This window comes from Methylobacterium brachiatum, from assembly GCF_020523825.1.
Classification (GTDB): Bacteria; Pseudomonadota; Alphaproteobacteria; order Rhizobiales; family Beijerinckiaceae; genus Methylobacterium; species Methylobacterium brachiatum.
The window spans coordinates 695,873-715,173 of sequence record NZ_JAJALK010000002.1; the positions used below are offsets into that span (position 1 = coordinate 695,873).

The window sequence follows — 19,301 nt, forward strand, 5'->3', positions numbered from 1 at the left end:
GCCGGCGCGCGGGAATCCGCACATGCGGGTCATGGGTGCGAATGGCGGGCATCTCTACACGGTTGAGGTCAGGCCGAGCCGGCATGACCCGGGCCGTTTCACGTGGGCGATCCGCGACCGCGGCAAGCTGGTCCGCGGCTCGTACCGCCCGCATGCCTCCGAGGGGGCCGCCCGGGCGGTCGCCCTGGCCGAAGTGGACCGGCTCATCGGGCATGACGAGCCGCAGAACGACGGCTGACCGGCCGGAGCTATGGCCTGGACGCGCATCTCGACGACCATGCCGTGTCATCCATGCATGCAGAAACAACCTTCGGTCTGTTGCATGCCGCAATGCGGTAGCCTATCTGTGCAGTGCGGGATGGCGATGGCGTCGCGATCCCGCTGCCCTTCTTGGGCGTTTCCTCCCTAGACTTCGGGCCGCTCCTTCGGGAGTGGCCTTTTTTCTGTGCTGTATCCGCCGCGGGATATACGCCCGAGATCCGAGCCCTGGGCCCGGAGCTTCGGTCAAGCGGAACCATGACCTTGGCTGTTCGTTCTGCCGTCATGGAACACTACAGATCCACCCTTGCGACGACCGCGATCGCCGTATTCGGCCTGGTCGTAGCCGCCCATACTCTGCATCCGGGCAATTACGAGGTGCAGCCGCGCCCCGTCCGGACGGAGGCGGCGCAGGCCGCGCCGTCGACCTGGATGGATCCACCGGCCCGGATGGCCGGCACGATCAAGCCCGAACCCGCCGTCTCCGAGACCGCGCGCGCGCCCGCTGCCGACCTGCTGTCGCCCCGGCTGGCCGCCGCGCTGCCGCCGGGCGCCGTCACGGCCCCGGCGCTGCCGAGCGCGCTGGTGGCTCCGGCCGAGAAGGCGCGCAAAACGCTCGTGGCGAACCGGGTGAAGGTGGCGGATCGCGGCCTGCGTCGGACCGCCCGCCTGCGCCATGCCGGCCTGGACCGCCCTGCGGCCGTCGAGCCGATCGTCGCCGCCGCCGCACCGACGCCCGCACCCGCGGCCCAGAGAATCGATCCGATCGGCGACCTGATTCGCGGCCTCGGCCTCGCTCACGACAGCGAGGGCTGAGCCGGGCCGGGCTCAGCCATACCCGCCCACGCGCTACTGGACGTGGATGGTCAGCTTCATCTTCGGGTGGATGCCGCACTGGATGACGAAATCCCCCGGCTCCTTCAGGACCAGCCGGGTCTCGGTGCCGGGCTCCTGATCGCCGGCATCGAAGGAGAACCTGTCCGCCTCAATGAAGGCGTGGTGGGTCTGGTTGGCATCTTCGTTGCGCAGGGTGATCGTGTCGCCGCGCCGCAGGAACAGGTCGGTCGGCACGTAGTGACGCCCCTTCTGCAGGACGAGCCGGGTCGTGGCCGACAGCGTCGCCCAGGCCGCGTGCGGCGCGACGCACAGACCCGCCAGAACCACCGTCCCGACGAGGAGCAAGGGCTGCAGGCGCCGGTCGCGAAGGGGCATGTTGGGTGTCCGCTGGAAAATGGGATGCGCCGGGGCAAGGGATGAAGACCGGATCGCCCGCCGAGCGGCCCGGGAAACCGCGACGCCCATGGTGCGCCGAGGCCCTCAACATCCCGCTACGCCAAATCGTAAGATTGTCTCAATCGCCCGATGAATAAGCGCCGATATTTAAGTTCTACAAGTCTTGATTGTATTCGTCGCTAGAAAGCGGCTCCCCGTCATGCGCGCCGCACAGCCTCAGCGCGCCGCGCACATGCTCCCGGAAGACCTGGACCCGCGCCGGCAGATCGCGCCCGGCCAGGGTCACGGCGCGCAGCACCGCCCCGCGACTCGCCCAGGGCGCCAGCACGCGCACGAGCTGGCCCGCCGCGACCGCCCGGGCGGCGACAAGGCTCGGGATATGGCCGATCCCGGCCCCCACCAGGGTCAGGCGGTGCACGGTCGCGAAATCGCTGACCCGGATGGCCGGGCTCAGGACGATCCGCTCGGTCCGGCCGCGCCCGTCCGTGAGGGGCAGGGCGCCCGAGCCCGGCCGATCCCGGGACAGGATCAGGTCGTGCGCGTCGAGCCCGGCCAGGTCGGCGGGCGCCGGGCGGCGCAGCAGGTAGGCCGGCGCGGCGTAGAGGCCCACCGACAGGGTCGCCAGGACGACGGCCCGGTAGCCGGTCTCCTCCGCGCCGCCGAGCCGGAGGGCGAGGTCGATCCGGTTGGCCGCCAGGTCGAGGCGGGCATCGGTGTTCAGCATCTCGACCGTGATCTGCGGATAGGCCGCCCGGAAGCTCGCGACGATCTCGGGCATCACCTCGATCCCGAAATCGATCGAGGTGGTCAGGCGCAGGTGCCCCGCCGGCACCGTCCGGGCGTCGCGGGCGGTCTCGGCGGCCTCGTCGAGGAGCGCGAGGCTCTCATGGGCCTTGGCGTAGAAGGCCAGCCCCTCCGCGGTCGGCGAGACCGCCCGCGAGGTGCGGGCCATCAGCCTCGTGCCGAGCGCCCGCTCCAGCCGGGACAGGCGCCGGCTGACGCTGCCCTTGGTTTCCCGCAGGCTCGCGGCTGCGGCCGTGACGGTGCCGAGATCGACGACCGTGCAGAAGGCGCGCACGTCGTCGAGGCCGCCCTGGAAGGTTTCCGTTCTCGCAACCATGGGGTTCCGGATAGCAGGCTCAACCGCGGCCGTGAACGGGTCTACAGGGCGGCTGCGGCGCACCGAATCGCGCACGATCGTCTGCTGTGTAGGAGACACCCTTGAAGTCGATTCTCGCCTCCGGCCTTCTGGCCCTCCTGGTCGCCACCCCCGTCCTGGCCCAGTCCCCCGCGACCCGCGACCCGGCCCAGATCCAGGCCGGCACCTACGCGGTCGATCCCAACCACACCCAGGTCGGCTGGCGGGTCTCCCATATGGGCTTCTCGAACTATGCCGGCGGCTTCTCGGACGTGTCCGGCACCCTCGAGCTGCAGCCGAAGAACCCGGCGGCCGCGAAGCTGTCGATCAAGATCCCGGTCGCCTCCGTGACCACGACCAGCGCCAAGCTCACCGACGAGCTGAAGGGCGACCAGTGGCTCGACGCGGCCAAGTTCCCCGACATGACCTTCGTGTCCACCAAGGTCACCCCCGAGGGCAAGGACAAGGCGAAGGTGACCGGCAACCTCACGCTCCACGGGGTGACCAAGCCGGTGACGCTGGACGTCACCCTGGTCGGGGCCGGCGTGAACCCGCTGAGCAAGAAGGTCACGGTCGGCTTCGACGCCACCGGCACGCTCAAGCGCTCCGAGTTCGGGGTGAAGACCTACCTGCCGCTGATCGGCGACGACCTGCACCTGACCATCGCGGGCGCCTTCGAGCGTCAGGACTGACCCGGTACCGCGGGACGGGAGGATGGCCATGGCACCCGACGCGTCGGCCCGGCGCTACTCCGCGGTGGCTATCCTGCTGCACTGGGCGAGCGCGCTGGGCGTTCTCGCCCTGATCGGCATGGGCCTGACCATGACCCATGCCGGGCTGGCGCCGATGCGCCTGTTCCCGCTCTACCAGTGGCACAAGTCGGTCGGGATCACCGTGCTGGTCCTGACCGGGCTGCGCCTCGCCTGGCGGCTGGCTCACCGGCCGCCGCCCTATCCGGCGGCCATGCCGGCCCGGGAGCGCCGGGCGGCGGGGGCGGCCCACGCCCTCCTGTACGGGCTCCTCATCGGGCTGCCGCTGACCGGCTGGGCCGTGGTCTCGCTCTCGCCGTTCAACATCCCGACGGTGCTGTACGGGCTCGTGCCCTGGCCGCACCTGCCGCTCGCGCCGCTCCTGACCGATCCCGCGGGCGCGGAGGGGCTGCTCAAGGCGCTGCACGCCTCCGGCGCCTGGATCCTCACCGCGCTGCTGGTGCTGCACGTGGCGGCGGCGCTGCGCCACCATCTCATCCTGCGGGACGGCGTGCTGGGACGGATGCTGCCCGGCCGCCGCCCGGCGGGGCTCCCCGACGCCCTGGAATCGCCCCGATGATGTCGCGCCGCCTGCGCCTCGCCCTGTGCCTGTCGGCCGCCCTGTCGGGTGCCGTCTCCCCCGCGCTATCCGCCTCGTGGGCGGTGGATCCGGCCAAGAGCGCGATCCGGTTCTCGGGCGTGCAGGTCGGGACCCCGTTCTCCGGACGCTTCGAGCGCTTCGAGGCCCGGGTGGAGTTCGACCCCGCCAAGCCCGAGGCGGGCCGCGCCACGGTGCTGGTCGATCTGGCCAGCGCTCGCACCGGCGATACCCAGCGCGACACGGCCCTGCCCCAGAAGGACTGGTTCGACGTGGCGAGCGCCAGCCACGCGCGCTTCGAGGCGAGCCGCTTCGTCGACAAGGGCGGCGGCGACTACGAGGCCGTCGGCGACCTGATGATCCGGGGTACGAAACGCCCGCTGACGCTGCCCTTCCACCTGTCGCTCGACGGCGACCGGGCGCACGCCACCGGGCATGTCGGACTCGTCCGCACCGCGTTCGGTGTCGGCCAGGGCGCCTGGGCCTCCGGGCAATGGGTCGCCCTCGAGGTCGGGGTCGATGTCGACCTCGTCGCCACCGCCCGGTCCGACGCTCCGGCGCAGGCGCACTGAGCGCGCGCCGCCGACCCGGCTGCGGGCTCGGCGTGAGGCCCGGCCACCGCGCAGGCGCCTCTCAGCCCGAGGCACCGGAACGCGCCGTCTCCGCAGGGATCGGGAGGGCGGCGGGGCGCCTGGTTTTCGCGCGCACAACCGACGTGCTCTGACACACCTAAGACCTGAGCCGGCAGCGGTATGTCATTCCGCGGCGGCTTACTGACTTCAACGGATTGGCCGCCGGATTTACTGTCAACGAAACGAGTCCGCTCGTTATCTGGCAAAGGCGCCAATCATGAAATCACTCATCGTTGCTGGAATGCTGTCGGCGGCTTGCATGGGCTCCGCCTATGCCGGGCCCGCCATCCCCATGGATGCAGGCCTCGCGACCGGCGGTCAGACCGCGGTGACCAACGTCGCCTGGCTCAGCCGCTACGGCAAGCTCTGCTATCACGGCACGCGGTGGATCCCGGCCTGCCACGCCACCAATCGGCCGGTCGGCTACATGAGGGGACACTGGAACGCGACTCGCACCCGTTTCATCCCGGGGCGCTACTATTGAGGTCCTGTACCGCCGCGTCGATCGGACGGCACGGCCCGCGATCCCGATCGTCACCCTGAGCGCGGCGCCGCCGATCCGTACGATCGCCCCGGCCATGCGCCCAGGCGCAGGATCCCCCGCAAAGTCTGGTTGGACGTCGTCATGAGCAAGCGCGTTCTCGGCGCCCTTCTGGGGGCGTGGGCCGGTGTCATCGCGACCGTGAGCGTCGCTCCCCCGGCCGTGGCGGCCCCGCCTGCGCCCGCGTCCGGGACCTGCGACACGGACGAGCCGACGGCCTGCATGAACCGCTACGGCGAGGGCGCGGCCCGCAGCCTGTCCAGGGCCTACGGGAAGGCCGCCGGCCAGGTCGATGCGCTCTGCGCCGAGGCCACCAGCTCCGGGATCGCGTATTGCCTGGAGCCCGCTCAGCGGGTTGCCGACAAGGACCTCAACGCGACCTATGCCCGGGCCGTGGCGTCGATCGGCGACGACGCCGAAGGCCGGACATGGCGCGCGCGTCTCAAACAGGCGCAGCAGGCCTGGCTGCGTTTCCGCGACGCCGATTGCGGGGATCTCACCTTTTCCGAATGGGGGAGCGGCACGGGAGCCGGCCCGGCAATGTCGGCCTGCCTCATCGCCCATACCGTGGAGCGCACCGCCGAACTCCGCCGGCGCTACGACCGTCGATGACGGTCACGGACAAGGTCACGGGCGGCCCGGAACGCGCTTCTACGCCCCCGGCTGGTCCTCGGAACCGGTGCCCAGGGCCCGCTGCACCATCACGCTGTCCGACCAGCGCCCGTATTTGAAGCCCACCGCCTTCAGGTAGCCGACGCGGACGAAGCCGCAGGTCTCGTGGAGGCGCAGGGACGCCTGGTTCTCGGCGTCGATGTAGCCGATCATCTGCCGGTAGCCGCCGGCCGCGCAGGCCTCGATCAGCGCCGGCAGGAGGCGCCGCCCGATCCCGGCATGGAGATGGTCGGGATGCACGTAGATCGAGTGCTTGAGGGTGTAGCGATAGGCCGGGCGCTTCCGGAACGGCACCGCGTAGGCGTAGCCCGCCACCTGGCCGCCGCGCTCGGCGACGAGGTGGGGCAGGCGCTTCTTGCGCATGGTCTTGCGCCGCCGCTTCAGGTCGTCGGGCAGCAGGCGCGCCTCGTCGTCGAAATCGGCGACGTTGCCGACGCCCTTGCCGATATGATGCTCGTAGATCGCCACCATGGCCTCGACATCCGCGTCCGAGGAGGCGCGGATGATGATGTCCGGGCTCGGATGCGCCGGGACCGGGGCGCCCGCCTCGGGCTCGATCTCCATCAGGCGCCGTCCCGCACGACGTAGGTGTGGAAGCGGATCCGCCCGTCCGGATCGACCTCGCGGTAGACGCCCTGGATCTCGGCCTCGAAGCCCGGGAACAGGTTGGCGGAGGCTTCGAACATCTTGAAATAGTCGAGCATCGGCTTGGCGCGGTCGTCCAGGCGCTCGCCCGGCAGCACGGTGCCGATGCCCGGCGGGTAGACCAGCATCAGGGTCGTGGCGATGCGCCCCTCGGCCTCGGCGATCGGCACGTAGTCGACCTTGTTGCGGGTCAGCATCTGGGCGGCCTTCTTGGGCGCCATCACCATCTCGGGCAGGTGCTCGGGGGCGAATTGCCGGCGCTGGAGCGCGGAGGTGCCGGCCTCCCGGTGGAAGGCGTGGAACTCGGCGCAGAGGTCGCGCAGGCGCACCCCGCGGTAGCGGTTGGGCCGGCGGTTGACGAATTCCGGCATGGCCTCCTCGAGCGGCACGTTGTCGTCGTGGAGCCGCTTGAAGGCGACGAGGCCCGAGATCAGGGTCCCGGCCTTGGAGGATTCGACGCCCGGCGTCAGCAGGAAGAGCAGCGAGTTCAGGTCGTTCTTCTCGGCCACGATCCGGTTCTCGCGCAGGTACTGCGCGACGATCGGGGCCGGCACGCCGTGATCGGCATAGGCCCCCGTGGCCCGGTCGAAGCCCGGGGTGAGCACCGTCAGCTTGTTCGGGTCGGTGATCGCGTAGCCCGGCGCCACGTGGCTGAAGCCGTGCCAGGCCGCCCCCGGGGTGAGCTCCCAGTAGCGCGGCTCGGATGCGAGCGCGTCGGTGGGCACCCGCTCCCAGGCGATCTCGGCGCCGTCCGGGCCGGTCACCCGGTCCGGCACGAACGGGTCGAAGAACCAGCGCCGCAGCGGATCGGCCTCGTTCTCCTCGAATTCCCGCCGGATCGCCCGGACCTTCTTGCGCCACTCGATCCCGAGCCGGATCGTGTCGTCCCACAGGATCATGCCCGAGCGGCCCTTCATCATCTGGGCGCCGACATCGAGGGAGGCGAACAGGGGATAGAACGGCGAGGTCGAGGCGTGGACCAGGAAGCTCTCGTTGAGGCGCTTGTGCTCCACGCGCCGGGTCTGGCCGCGGATATGGCCGTCGCGGGTGTGGATCTGCGACGCCTGGGAGAAGCTCGCGAGCTGCTTGTGGGTCGATTGCGTGGCGACGATGCCGGGCGAGGTCTCGTCGAGCCCGGTGAGCCCCATGGCGAAGCGGCGGGCGAAGAGCGGGTGGAACTTCATGAAGCCCGCCCAGGCCTCGTCGAACAGGATGTAGTCGCAGAGGTGGCCGATCCGCTCCAGGATCTCCTGCGCGTCGTAGATCGTGCCGTCGTAGGTGCATTGCTCGATCACCGCGACCCGGAACGGCCGCTCCCGGCGCCAGGCCTCGGGATCGGTCACCAGCGGGTTGGTCCGGATCTTCTCGCGGATCCGGGTCTCGTCCAGGGCCTCGTGGTAGATCGGGCCGATCAGCCCGAAGGCGTTCCGGTCGGTCTCCAGGAAGATCGGGATGCCGCCGCCCAGGAACAGGGCGCCGTGATGGGCCGCCTTGTGGTTGTTGCGGTCGAACAGGACGAGGTCGTCCTCGGCCACCAGGGAGGACAGCACGATCTTGTTGGAGGCCGAGGTGCCGTTGAGGACGAAATAGGTCTTCTCCGCCCCGAAGATCCGGGCGGCCTCCTTCTGGGCCTTGAGGGCCGGACCCTCGTGGGTCAGCAGGTCGCCCAGATCGAGCACCGAATTGTCGAGGTCGTCGCGGAAGATCGCCTCGCCGAGATGCTCGACGAAGATCCGGCCGATCGGCGAGCGGTTGTAGAAGATGCCGCCGTTATGGCCCGGGCAGGTCCAGAGCTGGTTGCCCTTCTCGGCATAGTCCACGAGGGCGCCGAAGAACGGCGTCTTCAGGGTCTCGGCATATTGCGTCACGCGGCTGACCAGGCCGCGGGCGATGAATTCGGGGGTCTCTTCCGCCAGGAAGATGTAGCCGTCGATGAAGTCCAGGAGCTCGACCGGGATGTCCTCCAGCCGCTTGCGGCGGACCATGATGACGATCGGCATCTCCAGGCCGCGCTTGCGCATCATGTCGATGAGCGCCGCAGCCTTGCCGTCGAGGCCGCGCTTGCCCCAGTCGACCACCATGCAGCCGATGGCGGCGTCCGTCTGCACCGCGATGGCCGCGTCCTCGACGCGCCGCGCCCGCACCACCTCGAAGCCGCGATTCTCCACCGCCGCCACGATCTGGGCGACGCGCGCGCCCTCCAGGTCGTCCGGATCGAAGGCGGGAGCGCACATCAGAACCGTGAAGCGACGGTGGAAATCCATGGAGCCCCTCTCAGCCTTGCAAGCAGCGAGTGGCTTTCTGGCCCATCTGCGACGTTTGCATGACATCGCCCGGGATCGCGGCCGAAACCGGCTCGGGAATCGATGCGCTCAGGCGCCGATCACTTCGGCCATGGGCCTGACCGCGATCCCCCGGTCGGCGAGGTCGGCGCGCAGCTGCGCGGCCATCGTGACGGCCCCGTGGGTGTCGCCGTGGACGCAGATGCTGTCGATCCGGGCCGGGATGCGCCGCCCGGACAGGCAGAGGATCGCGCCGTCCTCGATCATCCGCACGACGCGCTCGGCCGCCTCCACGGGATCGTGCAGCACCGCCCCCGGCAGCTTGCGCGACACCAGGTTGCCGGTCTCGGCATAGGCGCGGTCGGCGTAGATCTCCCGGGCCAGGGGCAGGCCGAGCCGCTCGCCCGCCCGCTCGGTCTCGAGGCCGGGCATCACCACGAAGATCAGGTCGCGGTCGAGGGTGCGAATCGCCCGGGCCACCGCCAGGGCGAGGTCGGCATCCGCGTTGGCGATGTTGCCCAGCGCCCCGTGGGTCTTCACGTGCCGCACCGGGCAGCCGGCATCCTGCGCGAGCGCCAGCAGGGCGCCGACCTGGTAGAGCACGGCCTTCTCGACATCGGCCGGGCGCTCGCCGTGGATCGGGCGCCGCCCGAAGCCCCAGAGATCGAGGAAGCCCGGATGCGCCCCCGCCTGGACGCCGGCCCGGGCGGCGAGCGTCAGGGTCTCGTGCATGACCAGCGGGTCGCCGGCGTGGAACCCGCAGGCGATGTTGGCCGAGCTGGCGATCGCCAGCATCCCGGCATCGTCGCCCAGGCGATAGACGCCAAACCCCTCGCCCATGTCGCAGTTCAGGTCGACGATCATCCCGGTCCCTCGCAAGCGCGGCGGCTCCGCGCATTCAAGGGTCGGACCAAACGCATCACCAAGCGGCTCAGCGTGAGGGCGGTTGCCCGGACGGAGCGGGCGTCGCGCGAACCCCGAAACGTCCACGTCGTCACTTCGGCTCGCGGGCAGGAACGGCGCCTCAATCGAGCGGGTACCGGCTCAGGATATCCTCGGTCCGCTGGACGGTCTTGTCGTATTGGCAGGCATACAGCGCGCCGGTGGTGCCGCTGCCGTTGTTCCATTCGCTGAAGGTAAGATCGCCGCAATCGGCGTCCCGGAAGGCGATCCAGGCGCGCTGGGCCGTTGCGAACTGGGCCTTCCAGGCCGCTTTCGCGTCCTCCGGGCGGTCATCCTGGTCGATGATCGACAGGGCCTTCCTGTAGGCTGCATTGAGCTTCGCGTCGGCGGCTTCCAGCGCCTGGTGCAGACAGGTCTGGGTCTCGGGCGTCGAGGTCGCGTCCTGGCACAGCTTGGCCGAGGGCTGGTCGGCCCGCGCGCCTGCGGACGGGAGCGCGCACACCCAGAATGCGGCGAGGATCAGGATGCCGGCCGGGCGCGCGGGCTTGGGCGGATACGGACGCATCTATGTCTCCCCGGGGCGAAGCGGGCCGGCTCGGGCGAAAGGCCGGGCCGCGTGACGCTGGCCGGAAAGGCATGAAGACTTCTTTGGCGCGTCGCACGCCCGATCCCGCTTTGCACCGCTGGGTGCGGGGAGGAGGATGCAATGCTCAGACTTCGACGGGCGCTGGCTGTGAGTCTCGTCATGTCGTTCAGTTAAAAAATTGGACTGTCGTGTGCTTCCGCAAGATCGGTCATTTGTATCGAGTCGTAGTGTCTGTTTTTGCCTTCAGAACTATAATTATTACAACACAAAAGCACGATTGTCTTGCGGTTTGTCCTTGACTTGCTTCACGCGGGATGAAACGCCGCCCGTGATCGGCTCGGCGCCGAGACAGCGAGTCGTTTCCCATGGGTATGATGCGTTCGGGCCGGTGCGTGCCGCTGTTTCGCGGCTCCCCTGCGATCCTGAGCGCCGGTGTCCTGATCCTGGTCACCGCCGGCACGGCACGGGCCGAGGACGTTCGCCCCGGATCGACCGTCCAGCTCGAGGAGCTCTCGGTGGAGAGCACCGGCGCGGCGCGCGGGATCGTGCCGGCCTATGCCGGCGGTCAGGTCGCGCAGGGCGGGCGCGTCGGCCTGCTCGGCAACACCGAGGCGAAGAAATCGCCGTTCAGCATCACCAGCTACACCGACACGTTCGTGCGCGACCAGCAGGCCCGCACCGTGTCCGAGGCCCTGAGCCGCGACCCGTCGGTGCGCGCCACCCAGACCACCGGGGCGCCGTTCGATTCCTTCTCCATCCGCGGCTTCCCGTCCGGCGAGGGGACGAGCAGCGAGATCGCGTTCGACGGCATCTACGGCGTTGCGCCGAGCTTTCGCGTCTTCACCGACTATGCCGAGCGGATCGAGGTGCTGAAGGGCCCCTCCGCGGCACTCTCTGGCGTCTCGCCGAACGGCGCGGTCGGCGGCGTCGTCAACGTCGTCCCCAAGCGCGCCGGCGAGGACCTGACCCGCTTGACCCTGGATTACGGCTCGGTCGCCCGGGGCGGCGGCCAGCTCGACATCGCGCGCCGCTTCGGCCCGGGCCGGGAATGGGGCGCGCGCGTCGTCGGCAGCCTGCATGGCGGCGACACGCCGTTCGCGCGCCAATCCGAGACGACCGGCGTCGGGGCGCTCGCCCTCGACTACCAGGGCGAGCGTTTCCGGGGCTGGCTCTACCTGCTGGCGCAGAATGACCGTTTCGACGCGCCCCTGCGCCCGTTCCAGCTCAGGACCGGCGTACCGGTCCCGCGGGCGCCGGACGGACGCCTCAACCTGACCCAAAGCTGGGAATATTCCGATATCGACGACCGCGGCGCCCTGCTGCGGCTGGAATACGACCTCACCGACGCGGTCACGCTGTTCGCCGATGCCGGCGGCGCGCAGACGGAGGTCCAGCGCTACTTCCAGTCCGCGCCGACGATCCTCAATGCCCGCGGCGATACGACCAGCACGCCGCAATTCTACGCGATGGGCATCGCCCGCTCGACCGTCGATGGCGGCGCCCGGGCCCGGTTCGACACCGGCGCCATCCACCACGCGCTCGTCGTGCAGGCCTCGACCTACGACGAGGATACGGCCCGCCAATTCCCCGCCGGGCGCGGCGCCTATCTGTCGAACATCTACGCGCCGCGTCCGGCCGCCTACATCCCCCCGCCGATCACCGCCGGGCGGCCGCGCCTGTCCGACAGCACGCTGTCCGGGGTCTCGGTGGCCGACACGCTCTCGGCCCTCGACGAGCATATCCTGCTGACGGTGGGCGTGCGCCGGCAGCGGGTCGAGGCGCACAATTACCTGGCCAATGTCGGCACGCTGAGTTCCGCTTACGACAAGAGCGCGACCACCCCGGTGGTCGGCCTGGTGATCCGGCCCTGGGACGCCGTCTCGCTCTACGCCAACTCCATCGAGGGGCTGAGCCGCGGCGACGTCGCCCCGCTGGCGGCGAGCAATGCCGGCGCGATCCTGGCACCCTACGTGGCGCACCAAATCGAGGCCGGCGTGAAGCTCGATCTCGGCCGGATCGGCGCGACGTTCAGCGCCTTCCGGATCACCAGGCCGAATGGCGAGGCGAACCCCATCACCCGGAGCTTCGCCCAGACCGGCGAGCAGCGGATCAGCGGGCTCGAGTTCAGCGTCTACGGCGAGATCACCCCGGAGCTTCGGGTGCTGGGCGGGCTCAGCCTGCTCGACGGCGTCCTGACCCGGACGGCCACCGCCGCCAATCTCGGCCACGTGCCGGTCGGGGTGCCGGACGTGCAGCTCAATCTCGGCGCCGAATGGGACCTGCCCGGGCTGCCGGGCCTGACCGTCGACGGGGCGGTCATCTATACCGGGCGGCAATTCATCGACCTCGCCAACACCCAGGCCCTGCCGGACTGGGCGCGGCTCGATCTCGGCCTGCGCTACGCCACCGTGATCGACGGGCGCCGGACGACGTTCCGGGCCAACGTGCTGAACGCGACGGGGACGCGCTACTGGACCGGGGTCGCCTCGTTCGGGACGTTCTTCCAGGGCGGGCCGCGCACCTACCTGCTGTCGATGTCGGTCGATCTGTAGGCGTCGACAGGCCGCGGCCGCATGCCTCGGCGGCGATGTTTCACGGGAAACACTTTCTTAAGCCTGCCGGCCCGAACCTCTGGCCCGGATGCCGTCGCCTTCCCCCGCGTCGCGCGCTAGAGCGCTCGCCGCCGAAGTGGAGACCGGTTCGGCGTAAGCGAGCGCGTCATATGAAGGATTTAGAGGCGAGCCCGATTGCAACGCGATCGGGAACGGCTCTAGCACGGCCCGACATGACGGTCTCGATCACGACATCCAGCTGGCGCGACCTGAAGAACGCCAAGGCCCGGGCCCGGCTGGAACGGGCGCTGCCGTCGATCTTCCCGGCCCCGGTCCTGCACCACGCCCTGACGCGGCCCCTGATCCCGCCGACCCCGCGGCTGGCGGTGGAGAGCTACTGGCGCAACCACATCCTGCGGGCCGACCGGCTGGCCCGGGCGCTGGCGGCGCGCTCCGGGACGCCGGAGGGCTGGACCTGGCAGCTCGGCGAGGGCGGCGCCGGCGGCCGTCCGGCGAGCTTCCGGATTCCGCCCGCCCCGTTCCGCGAGGCGGCCTTCGCCCGCGGCCGCGGCGCCTGCTGCATCTGCGGCCAGCCAATCTACCGGTTCGGCTGGCACCGCGACCTCTGGGGGCAGGGCGTGCCGAACGGCAAGGCCGCCTGGCACGCGGCCTGTGTCGCCGCCTGGAAGTTCTGGATCGCCCCGCATGAGCAGGTCCGGGTGCTGAAGCGCCACCAGGGGCATCGCTGCAAGGCGTCGGGCAAGCGGCTGCTGCGCACCGCCGAGGTCGACCACGCCGTGCCGCTCTACCGGGTCTGGCGCGAGCACCGCGACGCGCCCTGGCCGGAGCTGCTCGGCTATTGGGGTGTGCCGAACCTGCAGGTCGTCAACCGGACCGCCCACGTCCTGAAATGCCGGGACGAGGCGGCGGAGCGGTCGCAGACCCTGCGGCTGTCCCGGTACCGGGTGGTCGAGGACGAGTCCGGGTTCAGCGTGGTCGAGGAGGAGTGAGCCGCCGGCTCAGCCGCGCGTGACCGCCTCCAGGCCGCGGGACAGGTCGGCCAGGAGATCGTCCACGGCCTCGAGGCCGATCGACAGGCGCAGCAGCCCGTCGGTGATGCCCGCGATGGCCCGCGCCTCGGGATCCATCGCCGCATGCGTCATGGTCGGCGGATGGGCGATCAGGCTCTCGACCCCGCCCAGCGACTCGGCCAGCGTGAACACCTGCAGATTCTCCACCAGGGTCTTCACGGCGGCGCGGCCGCCGACCAGCTCGAAGCTCAGCATCGCGCCGAACCCGGCCTGCTGCGCCTTGGCGATGGCGTGGCCCGGATGGGATTCCAGGCCGGGATAGTGGACGCGGCTCACCGCCGGATGCGCGTCCAGGAAGGCGGCGAGCTGCCCGGCATTCTGCTGCTGGCGCTCCACCCGGACGAACAGGGTGCGGATGCCGCGCAGGGTCAGGTAGGCGTCGAGCGGCGAGCCCGTCACCCCGATCGTGTTGGCCCAGGCGGCCAACTCGTTGCCGACCGCGGCCTCGGCGGCGATCACGGCCCCGCCGATCACGTCCGAATGGCCGTTGAGGAATTTCGTGGTGGAGTGGACGACGAGATCCGCCCCGAGGGCGATCGGCTGCTGCAGCGCCGGCGACAGGAAGGTGTTGTCGACCACCGCCAGGGCGCCGACCGCCTTGGCCTGACCGGTGACGCGCCGGACATCCACCACCCGCATCAGTGGATTGCTCGGCGTCTCGACCAGCACGACCTTGGGTTTCTGGGCGAGCGCCGCGGCGAGCGCGGCCTCGTCGGTCTGGTCGACGAAGATCACGCGGTACTGCCCGCGGGCGGCGCGCAGGCTGAGCAGCCGGTGCGTCCCGCCGTAGCAATCATGGGGCGCCACCAGCAGGTCGCCGGGACACAGGCTCGACAGGGCGAGGTCGAGCGCCGCCATGCCGCTCGACACCATGACGGCCCGGGCGCCGCCCTCGAGCTTGGCGATCGTGTCGGCGAGCTGGTCGCGGGTCGGGTTGCCGAGCCGGGAGTAATCGTAGGGGCCGGGCTGCTCGAAGGCCGGGAACTTGAAGGTGGTCGACAGGTGGATCGGCGCGATCACGGCGCCGAAGGACGTATCCTGGGCCACACCGTTGGTCGCCGCGATCGTGCGGGCATCGAGTCCCTCTGGCATCGGCTCGTCCTTCCTGTGCCGGAATTGCACCGGCGCGCGTGACCGGCCGGCTTGCGAGCGCGTTCTTTATGGCGAACGGATCAGGCTTTCAAGAGAACGAAAGCTGCATCAACGGAGCAAGCCCCGCATGCGGGACAGGGGTTGCGGTCGCGTTTCGGTACAGTCCTGGTTGGCCGAGGCACGGTCACCCAGAGCCGAGGCGGCGTCACGGCCAGAAATCCAGCCGCGACAGCAGGCGGTACCCCGCAGCCGCCTCGCCGACGGCCACGCTGCACGTTGTGCCCGCCGCGAGCGTCACGCCCGGGGGCACGGTGTTGATGTGGATCCGGACGGGGATGCGCTGCGCCAGCCGCACCCAGGCGAAGACCGGATTGACGCTCGGTAGGCCCAGATGGTCCGGGACCTCGTTCGCGTCCGCGATACCGTGTCCGATGCTTTCGACATGTCCGGAGATGGGCGGCTCGAAGCCCATCAGGTGGATCTGGGCGCGGGCGCCGATGGCGATCCGGGACAGCTTGGTTTCCTCGAAATACGCCGTGATCCAGAATCCCTCGGCATCGATGATCGAGACCCGGGTCAGGCCGGCCGTCGCATAATCGCCCGGCCGCATCCGGAGGTTGGTGACGTAGCCATCCAAAGGTGCCCGGACCGTCGTGCGATCGAGGTCGAGCTCAGCGACGTGGGCGGCCGCGATCGCCGCATCGTAATCCGCCCGCGCGATCGCCGCCGTAGCGTTTGCCTGCTCGATCGTCTCTGAGGCGACGACACCGGGGCTCAACTGGCTGCGCCGCCGCGCTGTCGCGGTTTTGAGCGCCGCATCCTCGCGCCTGGCCAGGACCACGGCCTGCGCCGTGTCGAGCGCCAGCCGGAAGCGGCGTGGGTCGATGACGTAGAGGATATCGCCCCGCCGGACGAACTGGTTGTCGACGACGCGCACGTCGACGACCGTACCCGAAACCTCGGGGGTGACCCGCACGACCTCGGCGCTGACCCGCCCGTCGCGCGTCCAAGGTGCCAGCATGTAGACCCGCCACAGGGCCGTGAGCAGCATCGCCGTAGCGGCGACGATGGCCAGGGTCAGCAAGGGGCGGAGCAGGCGCTTCAGGACCGTCATGGCGGCACTCAGACGAGGAGGAGGAGCAGTGCCACCGTCGCGAGGAGCACCGCGCATTCGAGCAGCGCGGGGTGCCAGGCGAAGCGCAGCAGGCCGGCCCGGTCCAGGACGGCGCGGAGCCCCATGAAGACCGGGATCGCCGCGGCGAGGTAGACCAGGATGGGCGGCAGGTAGACGCCGCCGATCGCGACCTCGCTCAGCATGGGGGGCTCCGGTGCCGGTCGAACGACCAGTCCGGATGGGCTTCGAGCAGCGCCACCATGTCGGTGAGGCCGGCGGCGACCCGATGGGCCGCGGGCCATGCGCGAGGATTTGCGATCGCGCGCGTGGCGATGTCGGCGGCCGCCGCGAGGGTGTCGCGCGCCTGCCGCGGCGACCGGGCGGCGTCGGCCAAGGCCTGCAAGATTAGGGTGCGGAGGAGGGCGGATGCGGCGGGGTGCTGGGCCGCGGCGCGGGCCCGGATTGCGGCGCGACCGAGACGCAGCCATGCGATCCCGTCCGCCAGGATCGCCGCTGCGGCGGGATCGCCCCTCAGGCTCAGCGCGATGCGGGCCAGGCGGTGATGCTGAAGATGCGCCCAGACATGCCGATGTTCGGGTGGGTCCGCATGGAGCAGTGCCAGCGCGTCGCGGCGCAGAGCCGCATGGATCCGGCGGGCCTGCCGGCGCGGATCGTGCGGCAGGAGCAGCTGAAAGGTCAGACGCGTCACGAGGACCGCCGCGATCCAGCCGAACGCCTGGTTCAAGAAGGCCGGCACACTGAACACCATCGGGTTGGTGGCGCCGACGAGCGTGTTGAACGCGACTAGGAAGGCCAGCCCGGACAGCATGTGACGGGGCAGGGTGGTGGCGTAGAGCCCCGCCATCCAGAACGGCGCGAGCACGGCGATCAGCAGAGGGAAGCCTTGCACGTTCGGGATCAGGCCGAAGGCGCAGACGAAAGCCGCCGGCACGGCCACGATCGTACCGTTGACGAACGCGCCGGCGCTCGCGGCCGGGTTGCCGGTCATGGCGAGCAGGACCGCGTAGGGGGCGAGGATCAGCAGCAGGAGCGACCAATCGTTCCAGCTGGTCGCGATCCCGAAGGCGCCCGCGAGCAGGATCGCCAGCGCGGAACGCAGGCCGTTCTCGGTCGCGGCCCCCCAATCCCGATGGAACCGGAATGACCTGGCCGGCACCGGGCGGCCACCGGACAGCCGTGCCATGCCGGACAGCGCCGACCTGTAATCCTCGGCGAATGCCAGGAGCCGGTCGAGGCCGATCAACCGGGCGGGGGTTCCGACATCGGCGGCTTCGGCGCGGCCGATGCGCGCCTGCAGCGCTTGGCTCAGCGCGGTGATCCGGTCGACCGCCTCATCGTAGCGCCGGGCCTCCAGTGCGGACAGGATCCGCGGCAGTTCGGTGACCACGTCCCTCCGTGCCGCGACGAGATCCTCGGGCGCCCGTGGATCGGGATCGCCGAGGTCCAACGTGCCCAGCAACGCGCCGAACAGGGCGGCGACGATGTCACGAACCGCGGCGTCACGGCCTGCCATGTCCCGGGACTCGGCACGGCTCAGTTCCAGCAGGTCGTCGATTGCGAAGAGGCCGGCAATCTGCGCCGCGGCAGGCAACGCATGCGGCTGGCCTTCGTGCCGCAGCCGCTCTAGGGCGAGGCCGGCGATCGTGCCGAACTGCCCGATCAGAGCCTGATCCAGCGTGGTGCGCGTGGTACGCCTGCTGAGCAGGGCCGTCACCAACCCGAGGCAGGCTACGCCGACAGCGACGGTGGCGGTCCGGCCGAGCACGGCATCCAGAGCCCGCTCGGGCGCCTCCAACGCGCCATACGTGGCGAGGCCGACCGTGTAACCGGCCACCGCCGCGCCCGACCCCCGGAAGTGGCGGAGCAGCGTGGCCGCGCCGGTACAGAGGCCGAGCCAGAGCGCGAAGCCGAGGATGAACAGGGCGGGAGCCTGGATGAACAAGCTCATGAGGGCGAGCGCCGCCGCCGCGCCGACCAACGTGCCGGCGAGGCGCCATCCCCCCTTGGCAAAAACCGCACCCGGGTTCGCGTTCGCCACCAGCAGCACCGTGGAGGCCGCCGAGTAAGGCGTCTCGAGTTGCAGGCCGAACGCGATCCCGAGGGCGAGGATCGCGGCGGTCGTCGATCGCGCGACATGACGAGTGCGGGGCGTGAGGATGTCGATCGCACAAATGCGGTCGCCGGCGCTTCGCAGCAGGGCGGAGGTGCGGATTGCGGGGTGTGCGGCGTGGCCGGTCATCGGAAGGCAGCCGACGAATCGGCCGCGATGCAGGGTTCTGCGCTTACAGATCGAATCGATGAATGACCCATGGCCGTCACTTGGAGCCGAAAAGTAGGATCATCCTATCTTTTGCCCGCGCGTCGTCAATCTGCGCGGCGGCGCGGACGTAAACCGGTTCCACGCCGCCGACGTGGAACGCGACCACCATTCGGCCGCGAACGACGCGGCGCTCCGGACGATCTGAAAGCCGATCGGCCCAGGCTGCCAGACACTGAGTGCCCCTATCCGAAAGACCGGGACCTCGCCGCGACGCTACGCACCTTCACGGCTGCGGAGTCACACGACGCTTCAGCCCACGTCGCCGGCCCTGGCCGTCGGAGCCGCGGACCGATTGCGGGGCGGCGTGAAGCATGGCGCCGCACATGCAGGGATGCGCCGCGGCTTTTCCCGTGAGATGCCGGCAAAAGGGTTGTTGACATAGGAATGCGGGGCGTCCTATACGGCGCCTCCCGACGCGGTGCCGAAGCAACGGCGAGCCGGTTGGACGGACTTTCTGAAGATCTCAGCAGGACTTGACCGGGGCAGCCCGGTGGTTTACTGGTCTCTTCAAGGTACTGACGAAGGTCAGTTCCGCTCTTTGACAAGTGAATACGAGAAAGAGAAGCGTGGACGGCGCTCGTCCTTGCGGGCCCGGCGTGAGCCGGGTCGTCAAGAGGATGCGAGCTGTCATACGCTTTTTGGAAGCTCACACGGTTCGGGTGGAAACGCCCGGATCAATGTGAGCCTTCGTCAAGATGTAGTGATCAGCTTTGATCAATCTCTTCAACGTGAGAGTTTGATCCTGGCTCAGAGCGAACGCTGGCGGCAGGCTTAACACATGCAAGTCGAGCGGGCCCTTCGGGGTCAGCGGCGGACGGGTGAGTAACGCGTGGGAACGTGCCCTCTGGTTCGGAATAACTCAGGGAAACTTGAG

19 protein-coding genes and 1 rRNA gene are annotated in these 19,301 nt (G+C 70.0%); 10 read left to right on the forward strand and 10 right to left on the reverse strand.

Annotated elements, in window-relative coordinates; translation table 11 throughout:
* Positions 1-22 precede the first annotated feature (22 nt).
* Positions 23-238 (forward strand): hypothetical protein, encoded by a 216-nt coding sequence (locus tag LGR69_RS06950; RefSeq protein WP_007565171.1) that lies wholly within the window; start codon positions 23-25, stop codon positions 236-238.
* Between the two features lie 305 nt (positions 239-543).
* A complete protein-coding gene (locus LGR69_RS06955; protein WP_230365561.1) occupies positions 544-1,074 on the forward strand; it encodes a hypothetical protein in 531 nt (176 codons plus the stop codon).
* 33 nt (positions 1,075-1,107) lie between these two features.
* Here the strand turns inward: LGR69_RS06955 and LGR69_RS06960 are convergent, their stop codons facing one another.
* Positions 1,108-1,470 carry a cupredoxin domain-containing protein gene (locus LGR69_RS06960; protein ID WP_007565169.1) on the reverse strand — a complete coding sequence of 121 codons (363 nt, stop codon included), beginning with the start codon at positions 1,468-1,470 and terminating at the stop codon, positions 1,108-1,110.
* 175 nt (positions 1,471-1,645) lie between these two features.
* Entirely contained in the window at positions 1,646-2,611 is a 966-nt protein-coding gene (locus LGR69_RS06965) for a LysR family transcriptional regulator (protein WP_007565168.1), read from the reverse strand.
* A 101-nt stretch (positions 2,612-2,712) separates the two neighbouring features.
* On the opposite strand from LGR69_RS06965, the gene LGR69_RS06970 reads away from it, so the two are divergent.
* The 5 genes from LGR69_RS06970 (at position 2,713) to LGR69_RS06990 (ending at position 5,761) form a co-directional block, all read left to right on the forward strand.
* Complete coding sequence (locus tag LGR69_RS06970; RefSeq protein ID WP_007565167.1) at positions 2,713-3,321, forward strand: YceI family protein; 609 nt, start codon at positions 2,713-2,715, stop codon at positions 3,319-3,321.
* 28 nt (positions 3,322-3,349) lie between these two features.
* A complete protein-coding gene (locus LGR69_RS06975) occupies positions 3,350-3,958 on the forward strand; it encodes a cytochrome b (RefSeq protein ID WP_230365562.1) in 609 nt (202 codons plus the stop codon).
* On the forward strand, positions 3,955-4,548 hold the full coding sequence (locus tag LGR69_RS06980; protein WP_370881376.1) for a YceI family protein: 594 nt from the start codon (positions 3,955-3,957) through the stop codon (positions 4,546-4,548). The genes LGR69_RS06975 and LGR69_RS06980 overlap by 4 nt, the downstream gene beginning before the upstream one ends.
* Before the next feature lie 277 nt (positions 4,549-4,825).
* Positions 4,826-5,092: a hypothetical protein gene (locus tag LGR69_RS06985; RefSeq protein WP_007565163.1), complete on the forward strand. Its 267-nt coding sequence runs from the start codon at positions 4,826-4,828 to the stop codon at positions 5,090-5,092.
* 141 nt (positions 5,093-5,233) lie between these two features.
* Complete coding sequence (locus LGR69_RS06990) at positions 5,234-5,761, forward strand: lysozyme inhibitor LprI family protein (protein ID WP_230365563.1); 528 nt, start codon at positions 5,234-5,236, stop codon at positions 5,759-5,761.
* Between the two features lie 39 nt (positions 5,762-5,800).
* Here the strand turns inward: LGR69_RS06990 and LGR69_RS06995 are convergent, their stop codons facing one another.
* The 4 genes from LGR69_RS06995 to LGR69_RS07010 all read right to left on the reverse strand — a co-directional run bounded on the left by LGR69_RS06995 (position 5,801) and on the right by LGR69_RS07010 (position 10,216).
* Positions 5,801-6,385, reverse strand: a complete 585-nt coding sequence (locus LGR69_RS06995; RefSeq protein ID WP_007565158.1) for a GNAT family N-acetyltransferase — start codon at positions 6,383-6,385, stop codon at positions 5,801-5,803.
* The gene (locus LGR69_RS07000) at positions 6,385-8,730 is read right to left on the reverse strand and encodes an Orn/Lys/Arg family decarboxylase (protein WP_091863593.1); all 2,346 of its coding nucleotides are present in this window, start codon (positions 8,728-8,730) and stop codon (positions 6,385-6,387) included. Before LGR69_RS07000 ends, LGR69_RS06995 begins: the two co-directional genes overlap by 1 nt.
* A 108-nt stretch (positions 8,731-8,838) precedes the next feature.
* Positions 8,839-9,612, reverse strand: a complete 774-nt coding sequence (locus tag LGR69_RS07005) for a LamB/YcsF family protein (protein ID WP_007565155.1) — start codon at positions 9,610-9,612, stop codon at positions 8,839-8,841.
* A gap of 160 nt (positions 9,613-9,772) precedes the next feature.
* Complete coding sequence (locus tag LGR69_RS07010; RefSeq protein ID WP_230365564.1) at positions 9,773-10,216, reverse strand: lysozyme inhibitor LprI family protein; 444 nt, start codon at positions 10,214-10,216, stop codon at positions 9,773-9,775.
* A gap of 386 nt (positions 10,217-10,602) precedes the next feature.
* On the opposite strand from LGR69_RS07010, the gene LGR69_RS07015 reads away from it, so the two are divergent.
* A complete protein-coding gene (locus tag LGR69_RS07015) occupies positions 10,603-12,789 on the forward strand; it encodes a TonB-dependent receptor (RefSeq protein ID WP_230365565.1) in 2,187 nt (728 codons plus the stop codon).
* A 233-nt stretch (positions 12,790-13,022) separates the two neighbouring features.
* Entirely contained in the window at positions 13,023-13,799 is a 777-nt protein-coding gene (locus LGR69_RS07020) for a hypothetical protein (RefSeq protein WP_230365566.1), read from the forward strand.
* 9 nt (positions 13,800-13,808) lie between these two features.
* On the opposite strand, the gene metB is transcribed toward LGR69_RS07020, so the two are convergent.
* The 4 genes from metB to LGR69_RS07040 form a co-directional block, all read right to left on the reverse strand.
* Entirely contained in the window at positions 13,809-14,972 is a 1,164-nt protein-coding gene (gene metB, locus LGR69_RS07025) for a cystathionine gamma-synthase (protein WP_230365567.1), read from the reverse strand.
* A 205-nt stretch (positions 14,973-15,177) separates the two neighbouring features.
* Positions 15,178-16,086: an efflux RND transporter periplasmic adaptor subunit gene (locus tag LGR69_RS07030; RefSeq protein ID WP_230365568.1), complete on the reverse strand. Its 909-nt coding sequence runs from the start codon at positions 16,084-16,086 to the stop codon at positions 15,178-15,180.
* Between the two features lie 8 nt (positions 16,087-16,094).
* Positions 16,095-16,289 carry a DUF1656 domain-containing protein gene (locus LGR69_RS07035; protein WP_230365569.1) on the reverse strand — a complete coding sequence of 65 codons (195 nt, stop codon included), beginning with the start codon at positions 16,287-16,289 and terminating at the stop codon, positions 16,095-16,097.
* Positions 16,283-18,346, reverse strand: coding sequence for an FUSC family protein (locus LGR69_RS07040; RefSeq protein ID WP_230365570.1), 2,064 nt, complete (start codon positions 18,344-18,346; stop codon positions 16,283-16,285). Before LGR69_RS07040 ends, LGR69_RS07035 begins: the two co-directional genes overlap by 7 nt.
* 805 nt (positions 18,347-19,151) lie before the next feature.
* On the opposite strand from LGR69_RS07040, the gene LGR69_RS07045 reads away from it, so the two are divergent.
* Positions 19,152-19,301 (forward strand): 16S ribosomal RNA (locus tag LGR69_RS07045); the annotation flags it as partial.